Below are 16,873 nucleotides of genomic sequence, written 5' to 3'. Positions count from 1 at the left end.
CTTTTTTCTGTTTCGCATGCCCGACCCATCGACCTCCAGCCCAGCCAACCTCCCGTGGAGGATCGGCGCGCTGCTCGGCGCGCTGTTCGCGGCCGGCTGCGCCCTGCCGCTCGAAGTTTCCGAGCGCGCGGTGCCCGTGCCCGCCGCATGGCGTGCACCGGCATCGCTGTCCGCGGCACCCACCGCGCCGCCGGTGGAAGCCGATGCGCCCGACGCGCAGTGGTGGCGCGCCTTCGGCAGCGCCGAACTCGATGCGCTGATCGTGGAGACCCAGGCCGGCAGCCACGATCTCGCGATGGCGGTTGCGCGCGTGCAGGCGGCCCGCGCGCAGGCGCGCGTGGCCGGCGCGTCGAGCTGGCCCACGCTGAGCGCCAACATCGATGCCAGCCGCGAGGGGCGCCTCGGTGGCCAGGCCTCGGTCGCGGGCAGCGAACATCTCGCGGGCTTCGCGGCCCGCTACGAATTCGACCTCTGGGGACGTCAGGCCGCGCTGCGGCGGGAAGGCCTGCAAGGCTGGCGCGCCAGCGTCTTCGACCGCGACGCGGTGCGCGTGGGCCTGAGCGCCGAGGCGGCGTCGGCGTGGCTGCGGCTGCGCGGCCTGCGCGAGCGCGCGGCGATCGCGAACGACAGCCTCGATAACGCGCGACGGCTGCTGCGACTGGTGTCGTCGCGCCAGGCGGCGGGCGCCGCGACCGCGCTCGAGCTCGCCCAGCAGCGCGGTCTGGTGGCCGCGCGCGAGCGTGAACTCGCGGCGATGCGCCAGCGTGCGGACGAAGCGCTCACGGCGCTGGCGCTGCTGCGCGGACTCGACGCGATGGCGCGGCAGGGCGATGCCGGCGGCGCTGCGGTACCGCTCGCCCAACTGCGCGTGCCGCCGATCGACCCCGGCCTGCCATCGCAGCTTCTCGTGCGCCGGCCCGACATCGCGCGCGCCGAGGCCCGGCTGGCCGCGGCCGACCAGAACGTGTACGCCGCGCGCGCCGCGCTGCTGCCGAGCGTCTCGCTGAACGCTTCGCTCGGCGGGTCGGGGGCCGGTGGGTTGTTCGGCGATCCGGTGTACCGGCTCGCGGCCGGCGTGGCCGCGCCGCTGTTCGACGGCGGGCGGCTCGCGGGCGAGCGCAGCCTTGCCGAGGCGCGCCGGGAGGAGCTCCTGCAGTCGTACCGCGCGGCCATCGCCGCCGCCCTGGCCGATGCGCAGACGGCGCTGACCGGCGTCGCGGGCCTCGATGCCCAGGCCATCGCCCAGGCCGAGGAACTGAACCAGGCGCGGCGTGCCGAGGCGCTGGCCGAGTCGCGCTACCGGGCCGGTGCCGAAACCCTGCTGGTGCTGCTCGACGCACAACGCACGCTGCACGAGGCGCGCGATCGCGAGGTGCAGTTGATGCAGGCAAGGCTGGAGGCGCGCGTCGCGCTGTACCGGGCGCTCGGCGGCGGATGGCGCGCGGATGCAGAGGACTCGGCCTTGGCGCAGGAGCGCAGCAGCCCGCTGCGCTAAACAAAGCAGGCGCTCGCGCGTCTGTACTTCTTGCAGCGGAGCAGCGGTCGCGCAGGAATTTCTTCCGGATCGTTCTGGCCGTACCTTCCTGGAATTCGCGTGACTCATTCTTCGACAGCGGCCGCCTCGCGGCCCGCAAGCCGGCGCGCCCGCCGATCGAGCAGCCTGGTGCTGGCCGTGGCGGCGCTGATGCTGGGACTCGGTTTCGGCTCGGGCGTGCAGGCTCGGCGCCCGGCACCGCAGACCGAGGCCCAAGCGGCCATCGACATCCGCCGCACCACCGACGGCATTCCCCACATCCGCGCCGCCGACTGGCGCGGCCTGGGCTTCGGCCAGGGCTATGCGCAGGCGCAAGACGCCCTGTGCACGCTCGCCGATGCCTTCGTCACCTACCGCGGCGAGCGCTCCTTCCACTTCGGACCGGACGCGAAACCGGCCACGCGCTCCACCTTCGGCACGCCAGCCAACCTCGACCTCGACTTCTTCTTCAAGGCATTCGCCGGCGCCCCCGCCATCGAAAGCCTGCGGCAGGCGAATCCCCCCGAGCTCGAACAGCTCATCGAAGGCTATGCCGAGGGGTACAACCGCTATGTGGGCACGCTCCGCCAGCCAGCACCACGAAAGGCCGCCGTCGACGCGCGGCCCGCCTGCGCGGATGCGGCATGGGTCCAGCCCATCGGCCCCGACGACGTGCACCGCCGCATGATCGCGGCCGCTCTCGCGGGCGGGTATACGCGCTTCGTCACCGAGATCGCGCAGGCGCAGCCCGCGGCCGCGGCGCCGCCGGCCTCGGCGGACCGGCTCTCGCTGTTTTCGCGGCTGCGCATCCCGGTGGGCGACGCGCAGGGCATCGGCAGCAACGTGCTCGGCTTCGGCGGCGCCGCCACGGGCGGGCAGGGCGGCGTGCTGTTCGGCAATCCGCATTGGTACTGGGGCGGGCCCGACCGCTTCTACCAGGCGCATCTCACGCTGCCGGGCGCCATCGACGTGGCGGGCATCGCCTTCCTCGGCATTCCGGTCGTCATGATCGGCTTCAACAACGACATCGCCTGGAGCCACACCGTGTCGGCGGCCCGGCGCTTCGGGCTGTTCGACCTCACGCTCGATCCCGCGGACGCCACGCGCTACATGGTCGACGGCGTCTCGCAGCCGATGCAGGCGCAGCCGCTCGCGGTCGAGGTGCGCCGTGCCGACGGCAGCGTCGAGACCGTGCGGCGCACGCTCTGGCGCACGCGCTTCGGTCCCGTCATCGATCTCGGCGCGCGCAATCCGGCGCTCGGCTGGCGCGCGGGCAAGGCCCTCGCGATCCGCGACATCAACGCCGACAACCCGCGCATCTTCCGCAACTTCCTGCGCTGGAACCGTGCGCACTCGCTCGACGAGTTCATCGCGATCCAGCGCGAAGAGGCCGCCATGCCCTGGGTCAACACGGTGGCGATCGGGCGCGGCGACAACCGCGCCTGGTATTCGGAGATCGGCGCGGCGCCCGATGTGCCCGACGACCTGCGCGCCGCCTGTGCCACGCCGCTGTCGAAGGCCTTCGCGGCCCTCGATGCCGAGACGCCCATGCTCGACGGCAGCCGATCGGTCTGCGACTGGCGGCGCGATCCGGCCGCCGTGCAGGCTGCGGCGATGCCGGCCGCTCGCATGCCCGCGCTGCTGCGCGAGGACTACGTGGCCAACATGAACGACAGCCATTGGCTCAGCAATCCGGCGCAGCCGCTCGTGGGCTTCGCCAGCGTGCTCGGTGCGGAGCCCGAGCCCTTGTCGCTGCGCGGCCGCGAGGGCCACCGGATCGCCGGAGAACTGCTGCGGGCTCGCGAGACTTCCGTGAGCCGCCTGGCCGAGCGGCTGTCGCGCAAGGTGCTCGAATCGCGCGCCTACAGCGCCGATCTGTTCAAGGTGCCGCTGCTGCGGAGCGCTTGCGGACCCGCATCGGTCGAGATCCCGACCGATGCCGGCGGCGCGGCGCGTTCGGTGGCGACCGGCCCTGCCTGCCACGTGCTGCGCCGCTGGTCGAACCGCGCCGATGCGGACGCGCGCGGCGCGTTGCTGTGGGACTTCTTCTGGACGCGGCTGAGCGCGATGCCGGTGGACGAGCTCTACGCCACGCCGTTTTCTGCGCAGGCCCCGCTTTCCACGCCGTCCGGTATCCGTGAAGGCGATCCGCGTATCGCGCAAGCCCTTGCCGGCGCCGTCGAGGACATGAGGAGGAAGGGCTGGCCGCTGGACGCACCGCTGGGCGGCCAACGCTTCGTGCGCAGCGGCGGGAACAGCGTGCCCTTGTTCGGCGGCTGCGATGCGGAGGGCTACTTCACGGTCGCTTGCGCCGATGCCGAAGGCAGCTACCGCATGGGACCCGACTCGCACGGAAACACCTACCTGCAGATCGTCCACTTCGACGCACGCGGCGTGCAGGCCCGCACGCTGCTCGCGCACGGCGAGCGCGAGACCGCGGTGACGAACGGCGCGGGCGCCGCACCCGTGCTGCGTTATGCGCGCAAGGACTGGCTGCGCTTCCCGTTCCGCGAGGAAGAGATCGCGCGCGATCCGAAGCTGGTGCGCGAGACGCTGCGGCCCTGAACGACGCGCTTCAGGCGCGCGTTGCGTCCAGGGCGCCCATCCGCTGGACGATGTCTGCGCAGACGCGCGTGTTGCCCGGCATGAACCGATGCAGCAGGGCCCGCGCATCGAGGCTGCTCGATGCACGAGGCCAGTGGGAGCTTCGGGCCGGGAACACCGTCACGTCGAAAGACGTCCAGTACCCGAACACCGCCATCCGTGCGAGCCGATGCTCGGTGCGCCGAAGCTCCTCGAGCACCGGGCTGCCGGGCCGCATGTCGCGGGCGCCCTTTCCTGGATAGAGGTAGGCCAGCAGCGTCCCCTGGTGCGGCGCCGAGACCGCGAACAGGGCCTCGCAGCGCGCGTGCCCGTCGAGCAGCTGCAGGTAATGGCGCGAGACGATGCAGCCCATGCTGAAGCCCACGATGGCGATCGGCTCGGTCGGGCCGAGCCGATCGTCGACGTAGGCCTTCAGCTTGCAGGCAAGGTCATGGATGCCGCGGCGTCCATCCGCCGGCTTGAGCGCGGGTACCCAGCAGCGATGGCCGGTGTCGCGCAGGCTGCGCTCGAGGCGCCGGAAGATCGCGCCGTCGTCGAAGATGCCGTGCACCAGCACCACGTTCATGCCGTGCGTTCCTTCGGCCTCGCTTCTTCGTCGGGGGCGCGCACCTTGGGTACGCGCTGCTTCAGGCGCTCGATGTAGCGCAGTTCGCTGCGCGACATCGCGTTGGTGGGGTCCAGTGCCAGGGCGCGCTCGTGCAGCGCCTTGGCGGCATCGAGATCGCCGAGCTCGACCTCGGCAAAGGCCATGCCGCGCAGTGCGCGCGTGGTCTCCGAGGTCTTCACCTGCTCCGGGCTGAGCTGTGCTGCGTCCAGTGCCTGCTTGAACCGGTCGAACGATGCGCGCCAGTTCTTCTCGAGCGCATCGATGTTGCCGCGCTCCGACAGGTACTTGGAGTTCTGCGGCGACAGCAGGATGGCGGCATCGAAGGCCTGCCTGGCCTCCGGAATCCGGTGCAGGTCGACCAGCGCGAAGCCCTGCGTGAAGTAGGCGAGGCCGAACCAGGGGCCATGAACCTTGGCCGGCGTGTTCGCGCTCGCGGCCTGGCCCAGGTAGACGAGGGTTTCGACCAGGGACCGCGACGAGAACGAGATGACGCCGCTCTCGCGATAGCGCTTCTCGTACTCGGCGACGGCCTGTTGCGCCAGCGGCAGGGCCTCGGCCGGCTTCTTCGCCTGGATCAACGACAGCGCGCGCAGCACCAATTGCGCGTTGGCGTCGTTGTCTTCATCGGATGTGGTGGGCGCAGGCTTGGCCGAAGCCGTGGCCTGCGCGGCCGGCTCGACCTTTCCTTCGGGCTGTGTCGCGCATGCGGCCAGCAGCAGCGACAGAAGAAGTGCCGCGGAGGTCCTGCCGCCCTTCGGGATGTTCGACATCGTCCCGGTCTCAGGTCCAGTTGGCTGCCAGCACCGGTGCCAGGCTGCTCTGGTAGTTGGCCGGGAGGGTCGTCTGCCCAGCCGCCGGTGGCGCGAATCCCGCCATCGCCTGCACGAGGTTCTGCACCTGGCTGTCCAACAGGGTCTTGCCGCCGGCCTTGAACTGCTCGACCTGGTATTGATCGCCCAGATACCAGTTGCTCAGCGTGAACTTGTCGGTGGAGCCGATGACGCTGACTTCCAGGTTGTTGCCGACCTTCTGGAACCAGAGCTGGTCGATGGCGATATCGGCGGCGAACTGCGCCACGTCGGTGTTGCCCGCCGTGGCATCGTTCTCCGTGATGGTGTCGATGCCGTAGCCGTGGCCAAGCACGTAGGTGTCGTTGCCTACACCGCCTGCCAGCGTGTCCGCGCCGGCGCCGCCGTTGAGCGTGTCGTTGCCCGCGCCGCCGGTCAAGCCATTGGCACCGGCATTGCCGATCAGGATGTCGTTGTAGCTGCCGCCGACCAGGTTTTCGATGTTGAGCAGCGTATCGGTGCCCGAGCCGCCGGTGGCTTGCGCCGCGGTGCTGGCCAGGCTGACCGTGACACCCGAGGCGGCATAGGCGTACGACACCGTGTCGGAGCCGTCCAGTCCGTCGATCACGTTGTTGCCCGCGCCGGCATACAGCACGTTGGCGAGCGCATTGCCCGTGGCATTCACCGCGCCGGTGGTGTTGATGTAGAGGTTCTCGAGGTTGGCGCCCAGCGTGTAGCTGATCGTGCTGTAGACGGTGTCGATCCCTTCGTTGGCCAGTTCGGTCACGACATCGCCGATGTTGTCGACGTAGTAGCCGTCGTTGCCCAGGCCGCCGATCATCGTGTCCGCGCCAACACCGCCGTTCAGGCTGTTGGCTGCGGTATTGCCGGTGAGCTTGTCGTTGAAGTTGCTGCCCACGAGGCTTTCGACGTTGAGGATCGTGTCGCTGCCGGAGCCGCCGGTGGCCTGAACTGTGGTGATGGCCAGGCTGGCCGTGACGGCCGAGGCTGCGTAGGCATACGACACCGTGTCGATGCCGTCGCCGCCATTCAGCACGTTGTTGCCGTCTCCCGCGTACATGATGTTGTTCAGCGCATTGCCGGTGGCGTCGATGTTGCCGGTGGTGTGCAGGCGGATGTTCTCCACGTTGGCGGCGAGCGCATGGCTGACGTAGGCGTAGACGATGTCGGTTCCCTCGTTGGCGAGTTCCGTGACCGTGTCGCCGGCGTTGTCGACGTAGTAGGTGTCGTTGCCCGCGCCGCCGAGCATGGTGTCGATGCCGGCTGCACCGTTGAGGGAGTCGTTGCCCGCGCCGCCGGTCAGCGTGTTGCTGGCGGCGTTGCCTGTGATCACGTTGTCGAGGGCGTTGCCGGTGCCGTCGATGGCGGCGGTGCCCGTGAGCGTGAGGTTCTCGACGTTGGCGCCGAGCGTGTAGGTGATGGCGCTCTGGACGAGATCGGTGCCCTCGTTGGCGAGTTCGGTGACCACGTCGCCGGCGACATCGACGACATAGACATCGTTGCCGGCGCCGCCGATCAGCGTGTCTATACCGGCTCCGCCGTTCAGCGTGTCGTTGCCTGCACCGCCGGTCAAGGTGTTGTTGGCGGCGTTGCCGGTGAGGACATTGTCCAGAGCATTGCCGGTGCCGTTGATTGCCGTGCTGCCCGTGAGGGTCAGGTTCTCGACGTTGGCGCCGAGCGTGTAGGTGATGGCGCTCTGGACGATGTCCGTACCCTCATTGGCCAGTTCGGTGATGACATCGCCGGCGGCATCGACCACATAGACGTCGTTGCCTGCGCCGCCAATCAGTGTGTCCGTACCGGCCCCACCGTTGAGGGTGTCGTTGCCGGCGCCGCCGGTCAGGGTATTGTTGGCGGCATTGCCTGTGATCACGTTGTCCAGGGCGTTGCCGGTGCCGTTGATGGCGGCAGTGCCCGCGAGCGTGAGGTTCTCGACGTTGGCGCCGAGCGTGTAGGCGATGGCGCTTTGGACGAGGTCGGTGCCTTCGTTGGCCAGCTCGGTGACCACGTCGCCAGCGACATCGACCACATAGGTGTCGTTGCCTGCGCCGCCAATCAGCGTGTCCGTACCGGCCCCGCCGTTGAGGGTGTCGTTGCCGGCGCCGCCGGTCAGCGTGTTGCTGGCGGCGTTGCCGGTGATCACGTTGTCGAGGGCGTTTCCCGTGCCGTTGATGGCTGCAATGCCGGTCAGCGTCAGGTTCTCGACGTTGGCTCCAAGCGTGTAGGTGGTGCCACTCTGCACAAGATCCGAGCCTTCGTTGGCCAGCTCCGTCACGACATCGCCTGCGCTGTCCACGACGTAGACGTCGTTGCCTGCTCCACCGATCAGCGTGTCCGCGCCAGTTCCGCCGTCGAGTACGTTGCCCGTCGCGTTGCCCGTGAGCTTGTCGTTGAATGCGCTGCCCGTGAGGTTCTCGATCTCGAGCAGCGTGTCGCTGCCGGAGCCACCCGTGGCCTGTGCGGTGGTCACCGCCAGGCTGACCGTCACGCCGGAGAGCGCGTACTGGTAGGAGGCCGTATCGATTCCGGCCAGGCCATTGAGCACGTTGTTGCCGGCGCCCGAGAAGAGGATGTTGTTCGCCGTGTTGCCGGTGCCATTGATGGCCGCGGTGCCGGTCAAATGAAGGTTCTCGACGTTCGCACCCAGCGTGTAACTGATGGCACTCTGGACCAAGTCGGTACCTTCGTTGGCCAGTTCGGTGATCACGTCGGCCGTAGTGTCGATCACGTAGGTGTCGTTGCCTGCGCCGCCGATCAACGTGTCGATCCCAGCCCCTCCGATGAGCGTATCGCTGCCAGCACCGCCCGTCAGCGTGTTGTTGGCAGCATTGCCGGTGATCACGTTGTCGAGGGCATTGCCCGTGCCGTTGATGGCCGCCGTTCCTGTCAAGGTTAGGTTTTCGACGTTAGCACCGAGCGTATAACTGATGGCGCTCTGGACCAAGTCGGTACCTTCGTTGGCCAGTTCGGTGACGACGTCACCCACCGCATCCACCACGAAGGTGTCGTTGCCGGTGCCGCCGATCAGCGTGTCGTTGCCCAAACCGCCATCCAGCACATCGTTGCCAGCTCCACCGTCGATCACGTTGTCGAAGTCGTTGGTGGAAATCTGGTCGTTGAACTGCGACCCGATGACGTTCTTCACATCCTTGATCTGGCTTCCCAGCGAATCGACGATGGTGTCGCGATAGATCGGATCGCCGTCATCCCAATGCGACAGACTTCTCTCACCTCGAACCTTGACGCCAGCATTGATTTCCTTGTAGGACACGGTGTCGTTGCCCCCAACACCATCCACGCGAGTTCCCACCCCCGTGATAACAAAGGTATCGCGCCCATCTCCTCCGACGAGGGTGGTATCGCGCTCGCCGCCGATCAAGGTATCGCCAGCGTCAGAGGCGGAGATCGACGTCACGTGGGTTTGTCCGTCGAAGGTGTTTTCTCCTTGAAGGCTGCGCACGCCACTTTTGGAGGTTCTGAATCCGACGTGATTGACTCCCGTCAGATTGGCATACAGGTTGAACGTCGCCGCATCCACCCCCAGCAAGGTCACCTTGGGCTGACCGTTGAAGTACAGGAGTGTGTTGCCTCGGCCATCATCGACGATGGTGATGTAGTCATTGTTGCCGCGCCTGTTGATGAACTGAATCTGATCGCCCTTGGTCCCCGTCTGGAAGCCACTGACCGTGATGTGGCCAGACACGTTGGTCACCGCGACGTTGTCCACGCCCGAGTTGAGAACGAAGGTCTGGTTGCCCCTGTTGGCGATCAACAGGTTGTAGCCGTTGTCCACCGCGGTGGTCTGGCCGTCTTTGCCGACGTAGGCCTTGGAGTAGCCGTTGGACTGCGCGATGGCACCGAGCATCTGGTCGCCGAGGATCTTCAGCTCTGCCATCGGTTGCAACGCCGCCGCGTACGCCCGGAACGCCTCGGCTGCCATCGTGGCATCCGCGCGCGTCAAGAAGGTCCACCCATTGGGCAGATGTCCGTTGGCATTGAGGTTCTGCGGCACCAGTTCGTTGAGCTTGTTCTGGATGTCTGGCAGCCGGGCCGTCATGGCCTCGATCTGGTCCCTCACGTCCAGGTAGTTGACGATGGAGTTATCCCAGGCCTCGGCGACGACCCGTGCGGCTGCGGAGGCATCATTTCGTGCACCGCTTGTCTGCGTGGCATTGGCCACCTGCGCCTTGCGCTGCGCCTCGGCTTGCTTGTTTCCGGCCCATTCGATGGCCTGCGCTGCTTTGATCTCTCCCTGGCGCAGCGAGGCAATGCCGTTGAGCACATTGACGATATCCGCTGGAGCGCTATTGATGCGCCGGAATGCGGGGTCGATCCTCGTCAGATCGCTCCCCGGCGGAGCAAAGTAATACGTGATCTTGTCGTTCAGCCCCGTCGGGCCCAGGCCTGCCTGCTGGGACCAGCTCGCCTTGATACGGTACTCGATCATGGCCGAACCGAGAGGCGGTGTACCCGGGGGTATCCCAAACGTGCGCTGCAGTGCCGAGATCGCCGACTGCTCGTTGGCCTGGCGGCTCATCGCGAGGATGGCGGTCGCCTTGGCCTGACCAGCTGCCATCGCCGCGTAGCCCTTGCCCGCATACTCCGCGAAGGCCAGCGCGGCGGCCGATACTGGCCGCACGCCGTCCGTGAGTGTTGTCAGTTCCGTGGCCAATCCCACATCGTTGATCGTGTGGCGCTTGCCGTCGGCCGTCGTGTAGCTCGCCTTGCTCAGGATGACGTTGCCGTCGTCGTTGCGGTTGACCGCCTGGGAGGCGAGATCGATGGAGGTGATGCCCAGGCTCGCGAGGGTGCGCAACTCGCCCGCATCCGTCTTGCCGTCCTGGTCGGCGTCGATCCAGACTTGCAATTCGTCGAAGTAGCGTTTGCCCGTGGCCGGATTGATCTTGGAGGTGGTTGCCGAGAAGGACGTCGCTCCGGCGTTGGCCAGCGTGGCCAGGGCCTTGAAGCCGTCCTGGTTCGCCGGCGGTGTGCCAGAGGCAGCAAACTGCTGACCGAACCATTCGCTGGCATTGTCAACAACGCCGTTGGCGTTCTTGTCGAACACAAGGATGCCTTCCTTGCGTCCTACCCAGCCCACTGTTTTGACCTGGCCATTCGCATCGACGTCGAATGTGGCGTTGCTGCGGTCCAGTGCCGTCAGTTCAAGCCCGTCGTCGCCGAGATCGAGCACAAGCGGCAGCGAAAGGTTGGCGGATGTTGGGCGAGGCGGAGGCGGCGGGGGAGGACGAAGCGGATTGGCGGTATATCCGTTCACTGTGACCGTGAAGTAGGAGGGCGTCTGCTGGCGCAATGTGCTGACGCGGCTTTGCGACAAGATGCCCAATGCCTGTCTGACGGCTGCGTCCATTCCGCTGGACAGCAGCAGCGTGGAGGGGATGCCGGCACCGAGGAAGTACGGCGCCCATCGATCACCGACCGAAGGCATCCCGAGACGTTTGGCCAGCGTGTCCAACGATGCGCCCGTGTCCTTGGCATTGCTGACGCCAGCGGCGTTGTTGCCCCCGGAACTGGCGAACTGCTGGTCGTAGCGGCCATAGGTCGCCGACTCGCTGCTGCTCAAATCGGCTGCATCGGAATTGTTCTGGAGATTCGAGATGAACGCGCCCAGATCGTCCCCGGTGTAGGTCTGGCCGTCCTGCATCCAGGACGTCGGGTCCCAGCTACCGTCGGAGCCTAGCGTATAGGTCGATGAAACTTGACCATTCGCACTGAGCTCCTGCACCTCGATGCGCTCGGGATACTCTGAATCCGGACCATAGGTGCTGATGATGGTTGCCCGTCCCTTTTCCGCGTCACCGGGGATGGTCTGAATATGGCGGAATAGCTTTCCCGATGCATCAAAAAACGACTCCATCCTGGACTTGTTTGCGAAATCGACGCTACTGCTGAAGGAGCCGTCATCGTGCATCACAAGATCGTTCGGGGTAAATCTGACAAGACCCCCGTATATTTTTTTAATGTAGGCTTGGAATTCCGTCGCCTGTGGCGTTCCTTCAACGAATCCCTGCGCCTTCAAAACGTCTCTGGTGCCGTTATCGGTATAGACCCCATTGTTATAGCTACCCATGATGGGACGCACTCCCTCGATCATGAAGCTCGTCTTGGCGTCTCCAGTGAGGTTCTTTATCGCCGCTTCAGATTCCAGGCGCTGAAACTGCTGAAACAACGGATTGCCATCGAGAAATGCCTTGATTCTCCCCGGCTCCCAAAGCTTGAGCTCCATCATCTGTGTCAATGCTTGGTAGGACTGATAACGAGAAAAAGCTTCGTCGTCCAACAAGGATTTAATGTATTTGTCGCCACGCTCTGTCGGCGTTCCTTCCGAATTTGTTATTGCATTAGATGCTGCAGCGCGCTCTCGAATTTTTCCGTCATTTCCATGACCCATTCCTTCATGAATGATGATCTCGATGAGATTGACGGCGCCAAGGAGACCGCTGTCTTTTACATCCTTGGATTGAATAACAATTTGGCCAAGCGTCTTGATTCCGGCGACGTCTTTGGGGTCGATGAATAATCCAGCGTCATTCGATCCGATGCTGTCTCCGGATTGCTCCGTTCGCAAGATGTATTTGTTTTGAAGGAAAATTTGTCGCAAAGGCTCGGCGAACGTAAATCGAGGATCATTCAAAATTCTTACAACATCGTTGATGAGGGCCGCATTGGCATCCTTCAAACCCGAAAACATCTCCGCTTTGATTTCAGCCATGATTTATTCCTCTTTGGGATAACGACCGGTAACGGTGATCGATGAAACACAATCGGCGCCGACGATTTTTCCAGTGGCGTCTTCAGTGATGCTCACGAGAATGGTATAGCCTGGCCCGCCATAGCGCCCAGTGTTACTCCATGCAAACATTCCCCAGACGTATGCAGGGGGCCAGTACCGTTTATTGACGTGCGGTGAAGTATCTGCATTCACGAATTTCCACCCTGTATAAACTGCCAGATCGTAGGGATTGAGGCAAAACCCGCTCAATTTAGGGCCAATCTGCAATTGCAACTGCTGAGATCGATTGCCATCGTCAGTTATTGATTTTCTGATTCCATAGAACGATCTGAAAACGATCGAATCTTTTGGGTTTACGTAGCGAGTTCCACTGACCCCATACAGCTTGTACCAATTCCGTTGATCCCAGAAATCTAGTTTCTCTTCAGTCAGCGTGATCCCTATCCTTCGTTGGACCTCTTCGACATTAGGCGCAGGATCGACCGTATTCTTCGGAAACAACGTAATCATGTTGTCAATCAACTGCTTGAACTCGGGCGGCCATGTATCGGCGATGGTGGGGTCCCGTGGCGGCAGCGGCGTGCCCTCAGGTTGGGGCACCAGCCGTGTGGGCGGCATTGGCAGTGGCGGGGCAGGTGTGCTTGCCTGCGTCGACGGTTCCGAAGAGCTGATCCCAGTTGCGGGTACTTCACGGGTCTGCGCCGATGCCACGACCAGTCCCATTGCCGCTGTCACCGAGGTGATGCACACGGCCAATGCCACGATACCCCCTGCGTGTAGAAGGCGGTGCCAGTTCACGAGATGCCTCATATCAAGTCCGTCCTTCCGTCCAAGTGTGTTTTGCACATGAGTATTCATATTTAGGGCCTCTATCTTTCCCTCAAACTTTCGTTAGTGGCTTTTTCCACCGGACTGAGCAAGAACTCAATAACCCGCCTCTTCCCCGTCTTGATCTCCGCCGTCAGATTCATCCCCGGAGAGAGCCTGATCGGCTTGCCATCCACATCGATGCTGGTGGCGTTGAGGTTGAGCGTCACCGGGAAGATCGCCCCGCGCTTCTCGTCATTGACCGCATCGGCCGTCACCGTCTTCACCGTCGCATCCACCGTTCCGTAACGCGTGTACGGGAAGGTCTCCAGCTTGATGCGCGCTTCCTGCGTCGGGCTCACGAAGCCGATGTCCTTGTTCTCCAGCGTCACCTCGGCCGTGACCTGCGCGTCGTGCGGCACGATCACCATCAGCGGCTGCGCTTCGGTCACCACGCCACCCTCGGTGTGCGTCACCAGCTGCTGCACCGTGCCGGCCACCGGCGCCTTCAAGGTCGTCAGGCGCTCTCGTTGCCCCGCCTTGGCGAGTTCCTGCGTGCCCTGCTGGCGCTTGAGCTCGGCCGCGGCTTCCCTGGTGCGCAGTGCATTGCGGGTCTCGGCGATGTAGGAGGCTCGGGTGTTCTCGCTCTCGCGCAGCGTCGCGTTCGCCTCGGCCAGCCGCGCGCGCTGGGTGGCGAGGTCGCGCTCCAGCTCGATGCGCTCGCGCGTGCGGTCCTGGTTCGCATGGCTGGACATGAAGCCCTGGTTGGCCAGCTGATGGAAGTCGGCCTCTCTCTGCTTGGCAATTGGCAGCGTGGTCTCGAGCTTGGCCACCATCTCGCGCACGGTGGCGATCTCGGCCTGGCGGCGCTGCAGTTCGGCCGCCGCCTTCGCGAGCTTGGCGGTGATGTCGCTCCATTCGTCGCTCAGCTGGAGCTTCGCCGCGGCAACGTCCACCTCGCTCCAGGCCGGCAGGTTCGTGCCCAGCTCGGGCGCTCGGGGAGATGAGGCATTGAGTGCCTGCAGCAAGGCCCGTGTCCTTAGAACCTCCGACTGCGCCGACTTCAGCTGCTCGTCGATGCTGGTCTTGTCTGCATTGGCGCTGGTCGGATCGAGCTCGACCAATGCCTGTCCGGCCTCCACATGGTCCCCATCCTTCACCAGCACCCGCTTGACCACGCTGACCTCCAGCGGCTGGATCAGCTTGGTGCGCTCGCTCACCACGATCTTGCCCGGCGCCACCGCCACGATGTCCACCTGCCCGACGATGGACCACACCAGCGCGATCAGGAACAGCGCGATCAGCGCGAAGGCCAGTCGCCTCGGCGCGGGGTGCACGGGCGTGTCCTGCAGGCTCAGCGCCGCCGGCAGGAAGGCGGCTTCGTCGCTCAGGCGCTTCGGGCCCGCCAGCTCATGGCGGTGCCGCCAGGCGGCCTGGAAGACCGCGCGGTAGCGTCCCAGCAGCTCGAAGACCGGGTGCATCGGTTGTGGATGCACGCTCGGCTGATTGGCCGCGTCGGTGCGCTGGATGGGGACGGTCATGCCGGCACCTCCATACCCGCGGGCTTGCCGCCGTTATTGCCCTCCATGTGCCCACCGCCCTGCATGTTCCACAGGTAGGCATAGATGCCCTTGGGCCGATTGAGCAGCGCCTCGTGCGTGCCGCCCTCCACGATGCGCCCCTTCTCCATCACGATGATCCGGTCGGCATGGCGCACGGCGCTCAGGCGGTGGGCGATGATGAAGACCGTGCGCCCCTTGCAGATGTGCGCCATGTTGCGCTGCACGATGGCCTCGCTCTCGTAGTCCAGCGCGCTGGTGGCCTCGTCGAAGATCAGGATGCGCGGCTGCGTGAACAGTGCTCGCGCAATGGCGATGCGCTGGCGCTGGCCGCCCGACAGGCTCGCGCCCTGTTCGCCCACCACGGTGTCGTAGCCCTCGGGCAGCTCGCTGATGAACTCGTGCGCACCCGCCAGCCGCGCCGCATGCAGCACCGCCTCCAGCGGTGCGGCCGGGTCGGCGATCGCGATGTTCTCGCGCACGCTGCGGTTGAACAGGGTGTTCTCCTGCAGCACCACGCCCACCTGTCTTCTGAGCTGCGCCGCGTCGATCAGGCCGATGTCGATGCCGTCGACCAGCAAGCGTCCCTGCTCGGGCGTGTACAGCCGCTGGACGAGCTTGGTCAGCGTGCTCTTGCCCGAGCCCGAGCGCCCGACGATGCCGATGACTTCGCCGGGGCGCACGTCCAGGCTCACGCCGTGCAGCACGGGCGGGGCCTCGGGGCGGTAGCGGAAGGTGAGCCCCTCCAGCGTGACGCGGCCCTTGAGCGCGGGCAGCTGGGCCGCGGTGCTCGGCGGCACCTCGGTGCGCGTGTTGAGGATGTCCCCCAGCCGGGCCATGGAGATGCCGGTCTGCTGGAAGTCGGTCCACAGCTGTGCCATGCGCATGATGGGCTGCGACACGCGCTGGGCGAACATGTTGAAGGCGACGAACTGACCCACGGTGAGACCTGCACCGGTGGCGTCGTTGTTCATCACGAGGTGGGCGCCGTACCAGAGGGTGGCGGCATTGACCAGCTTGCCGATCAGGTTCACGCCCTCGTGGGCCCAGCTCGCGAGGTTCTGGGTGCGGAAGCTCGCGCTGACATAGGCCGCGAGCTGGTTGTCCCAGCGCCGCGCGAAGGCCGGCTCCAGCGCGGTGGCCTTGACCGTCTGGATGGCGCCCACCGTCTCCACCAGCATGGCCTGGTTCTCCGCGCCGCGCGCGAACTTCTCGTCCAGGCGTCGGCGCAGGATCGGCACTACCGCCAGGCTCAGGCCGAAGTACAGCGGCAGGCTCACCAGCACGATCAGCGTGAGCGGCACGCTGTAGAACAGCATGATGGCCACGAAGACGACCGAGAACACGACATCCAGCAGCACGGTCAGGGCGTTGCCGGTGAGGAAGCTGCGGATGTTCTCGAGCTCGCGCACGCGCGCCACGGAGTCGCCCACGCGCCGGGCCTGGAAGTAGGCCAGGGGCAGTTGCACGAGGTGGCGGAACAGCCGCGCGCCCAGTTCCACGTCGATGCGGCTGGTGGTGTGGCTGAAGACGTAGCTGCGCAGGCCGTTGAGCAGCGACTCGAAGATGACCACCACCACCAGGCCCACGACCAGCACGTCCAGCGTGGTGAGGCCGCGGTGCACGAGCACCTTGTCCATCACGACCTGGAAGAACAGCGGGCTGACCAGTGCGAACAGCTGCAGCATGAACGAGATCAGCAGCACCTCGCCCAGCAGCCGCCGGTGCTTCACCAGGCTGGGGATGAACCAGGAGAAGTCGAACTTGGCGAGCTCGCCCACGAGGCTGGCGCGGCTGGTGACGAGGATGAGTTCGCCGCTCCAGCGGGTGGCGAAGACTTCCAGGGGTTCGATGACGGGGCGCGGGGTAGGTGCGGCGGGGTCTTGCAGCAGGACGCGCTGGCCGTCGCATTGGGCGAGGATGACGAAGCGCTCACTGCCGTCGGGATCGCGCAGTGCCGCGAGGGCGGGCAGGGGCGTGTGGGCCAGGCGCTCGATGCCGCTGCGGCTGGACTTGGCCTTCAGGCCCAGGTGGCGGGCTGCGCGCAACAGGGTTGCGGTATCGATCGGCTCGGAAGATGCCAGGCCCAGTTGGTGGGCCAGCAGGGCAGGGTCTGCTGCGATCTGGTGGAAGCGCGCGAGCGTGCACAGCATCGCCAGAGACGGCGATGCCTCGGATCGCACCTCATCCTCCATGCTGGATATGGCCGCGCTGTCCACGGCC

General features: G+C 65.6%; 8 protein-coding genes. 2 read left to right on the top strand and 6 right to left on the bottom strand.

What is annotated here, in order from left to right:
- Nucleotides 1-16 precede the first annotated feature (16 nt).
- On the top strand, nucleotides 17-1,495 hold the full coding sequence (locus tag R0232_RS25225) for an efflux transporter outer membrane subunit (RefSeq protein WP_431509828.1): 1,479 nt from the start codon (nucleotides 17-19) through the stop codon (nucleotides 1,493-1,495).
- Between the two features lie 99 nt (nucleotides 1,496-1,594).
- The gene (locus R0232_RS25220; RefSeq protein ID WP_431509827.1) at nucleotides 1,595-4,078 is read left to right on the top strand and encodes a penicillin acylase family protein; all 2,484 of its coding nucleotides are present in this window, start codon (nucleotides 1,595-1,597) and stop codon (nucleotides 4,076-4,078) included.
- A gap of 10 nt (nucleotides 4,079-4,088) precedes the next feature.
- On the opposite strand, the gene R0232_RS25215 is transcribed toward R0232_RS25220, so the two are convergent.
- The 6 genes from R0232_RS25215 to R0232_RS25190 form a co-directional block, all read right to left on the bottom strand.
- A complete protein-coding gene (locus R0232_RS25215; protein ID WP_431509826.1) occupies nucleotides 4,089-4,682 on the bottom strand; it encodes an esterase/lipase family protein in 594 nt (197 codons plus the stop codon).
- Entirely contained in the window at nucleotides 4,679-5,494 is an 816-nt protein-coding gene (locus tag R0232_RS25210) for a tetratricopeptide repeat protein (protein ID WP_431509825.1), read from the bottom strand. The genes R0232_RS25215 and R0232_RS25210 overlap by 4 nt, the downstream gene beginning before the upstream one ends.
- A gap of 10 nt (nucleotides 5,495-5,504) precedes the next feature.
- A complete protein-coding gene (locus R0232_RS25205) occupies nucleotides 5,505-12,263 on the bottom strand; it encodes a calcium-binding protein (RefSeq protein ID WP_431509824.1) in 6,759 nt (2,252 codons plus the stop codon).
- A 3-nt stretch (nucleotides 12,264-12,266) separates the two neighbouring features.
- Complete coding sequence (locus R0232_RS25200; RefSeq protein ID WP_431509823.1) at nucleotides 12,267-13,082, bottom strand: hypothetical protein; 816 nt, start codon at nucleotides 13,080-13,082, stop codon at nucleotides 12,267-12,269.
- Nucleotides 13,083-13,153: 71 nt separating this feature from the next.
- Complete coding sequence (locus R0232_RS25195; protein WP_431509822.1) at nucleotides 13,154-14,632, bottom strand: HlyD family type I secretion periplasmic adaptor subunit; 1,479 nt, start codon at nucleotides 14,630-14,632, stop codon at nucleotides 13,154-13,156.
- The gene (locus tag R0232_RS25190; protein WP_431509821.1) at nucleotides 14,629-16,845 is read right to left on the bottom strand and encodes a type I secretion system permease/ATPase; all 2,217 of its coding nucleotides are present in this window, start codon (nucleotides 16,843-16,845) and stop codon (nucleotides 14,629-14,631) included. Before R0232_RS25190 ends, R0232_RS25195 begins: the two co-directional genes overlap by 4 nt.
- Between the last annotated feature and the right edge of the window lie 28 nt (nucleotides 16,846-16,873).

It is taken from the genome of Variovorax sp. DAIF25 (assembly GCF_050711835.1).
Taxonomy (GTDB): Bacteria; Pseudomonadota; Gammaproteobacteria; order Burkholderiales; family Burkholderiaceae_C; genus Variovorax.
The sequence above is the reverse complement of the archived record's forward strand: the minus strand, read 5'-3'. Positions and strand labels throughout refer to the sequence as shown.

Excerpts from the sequence above, each read along its gene's own strand:
- R0232_RS25210 (WP_431509825.1), bottom strand. The coding sequence starts at position 5,494 with ATGTCGAACATCCCGAAGGGCGGCAGGACCTCCGCGGCACTTCTTCTG.
- R0232_RS25195 (WP_431509822.1), bottom strand. The coding sequence starts at position 14,632 with ATGACCGTCCCCATCCAGCGCACCGACGCGGCCAATCAGCCGAGCGTG.
- R0232_RS25205 (WP_431509824.1), bottom strand. The coding sequence starts at position 12,263 with ATGGCTGAAATCAAAGCGGAGATGTTTTCGGGTTTGAAGGATGCCAAT.
- R0232_RS25225 (WP_431509828.1), top strand. The coding sequence starts at position 17 with ATGCCCGACCCATCGACCTCCAGCCCAGCCAACCTCCCGTGGAGGATC.
- R0232_RS25190 (WP_431509821.1), bottom strand. The coding sequence starts at position 16,845 with ATGGAGGATGAGGTGCGATCCGAGGCATCGCCGTCTCTGGCGATGCTG.
- R0232_RS25215 (WP_431509826.1), bottom strand. The coding sequence starts at position 4,682 with ATGAACGTGGTGCTGGTGCACGGCATCTTCGACGACGGCGCGATCTTC.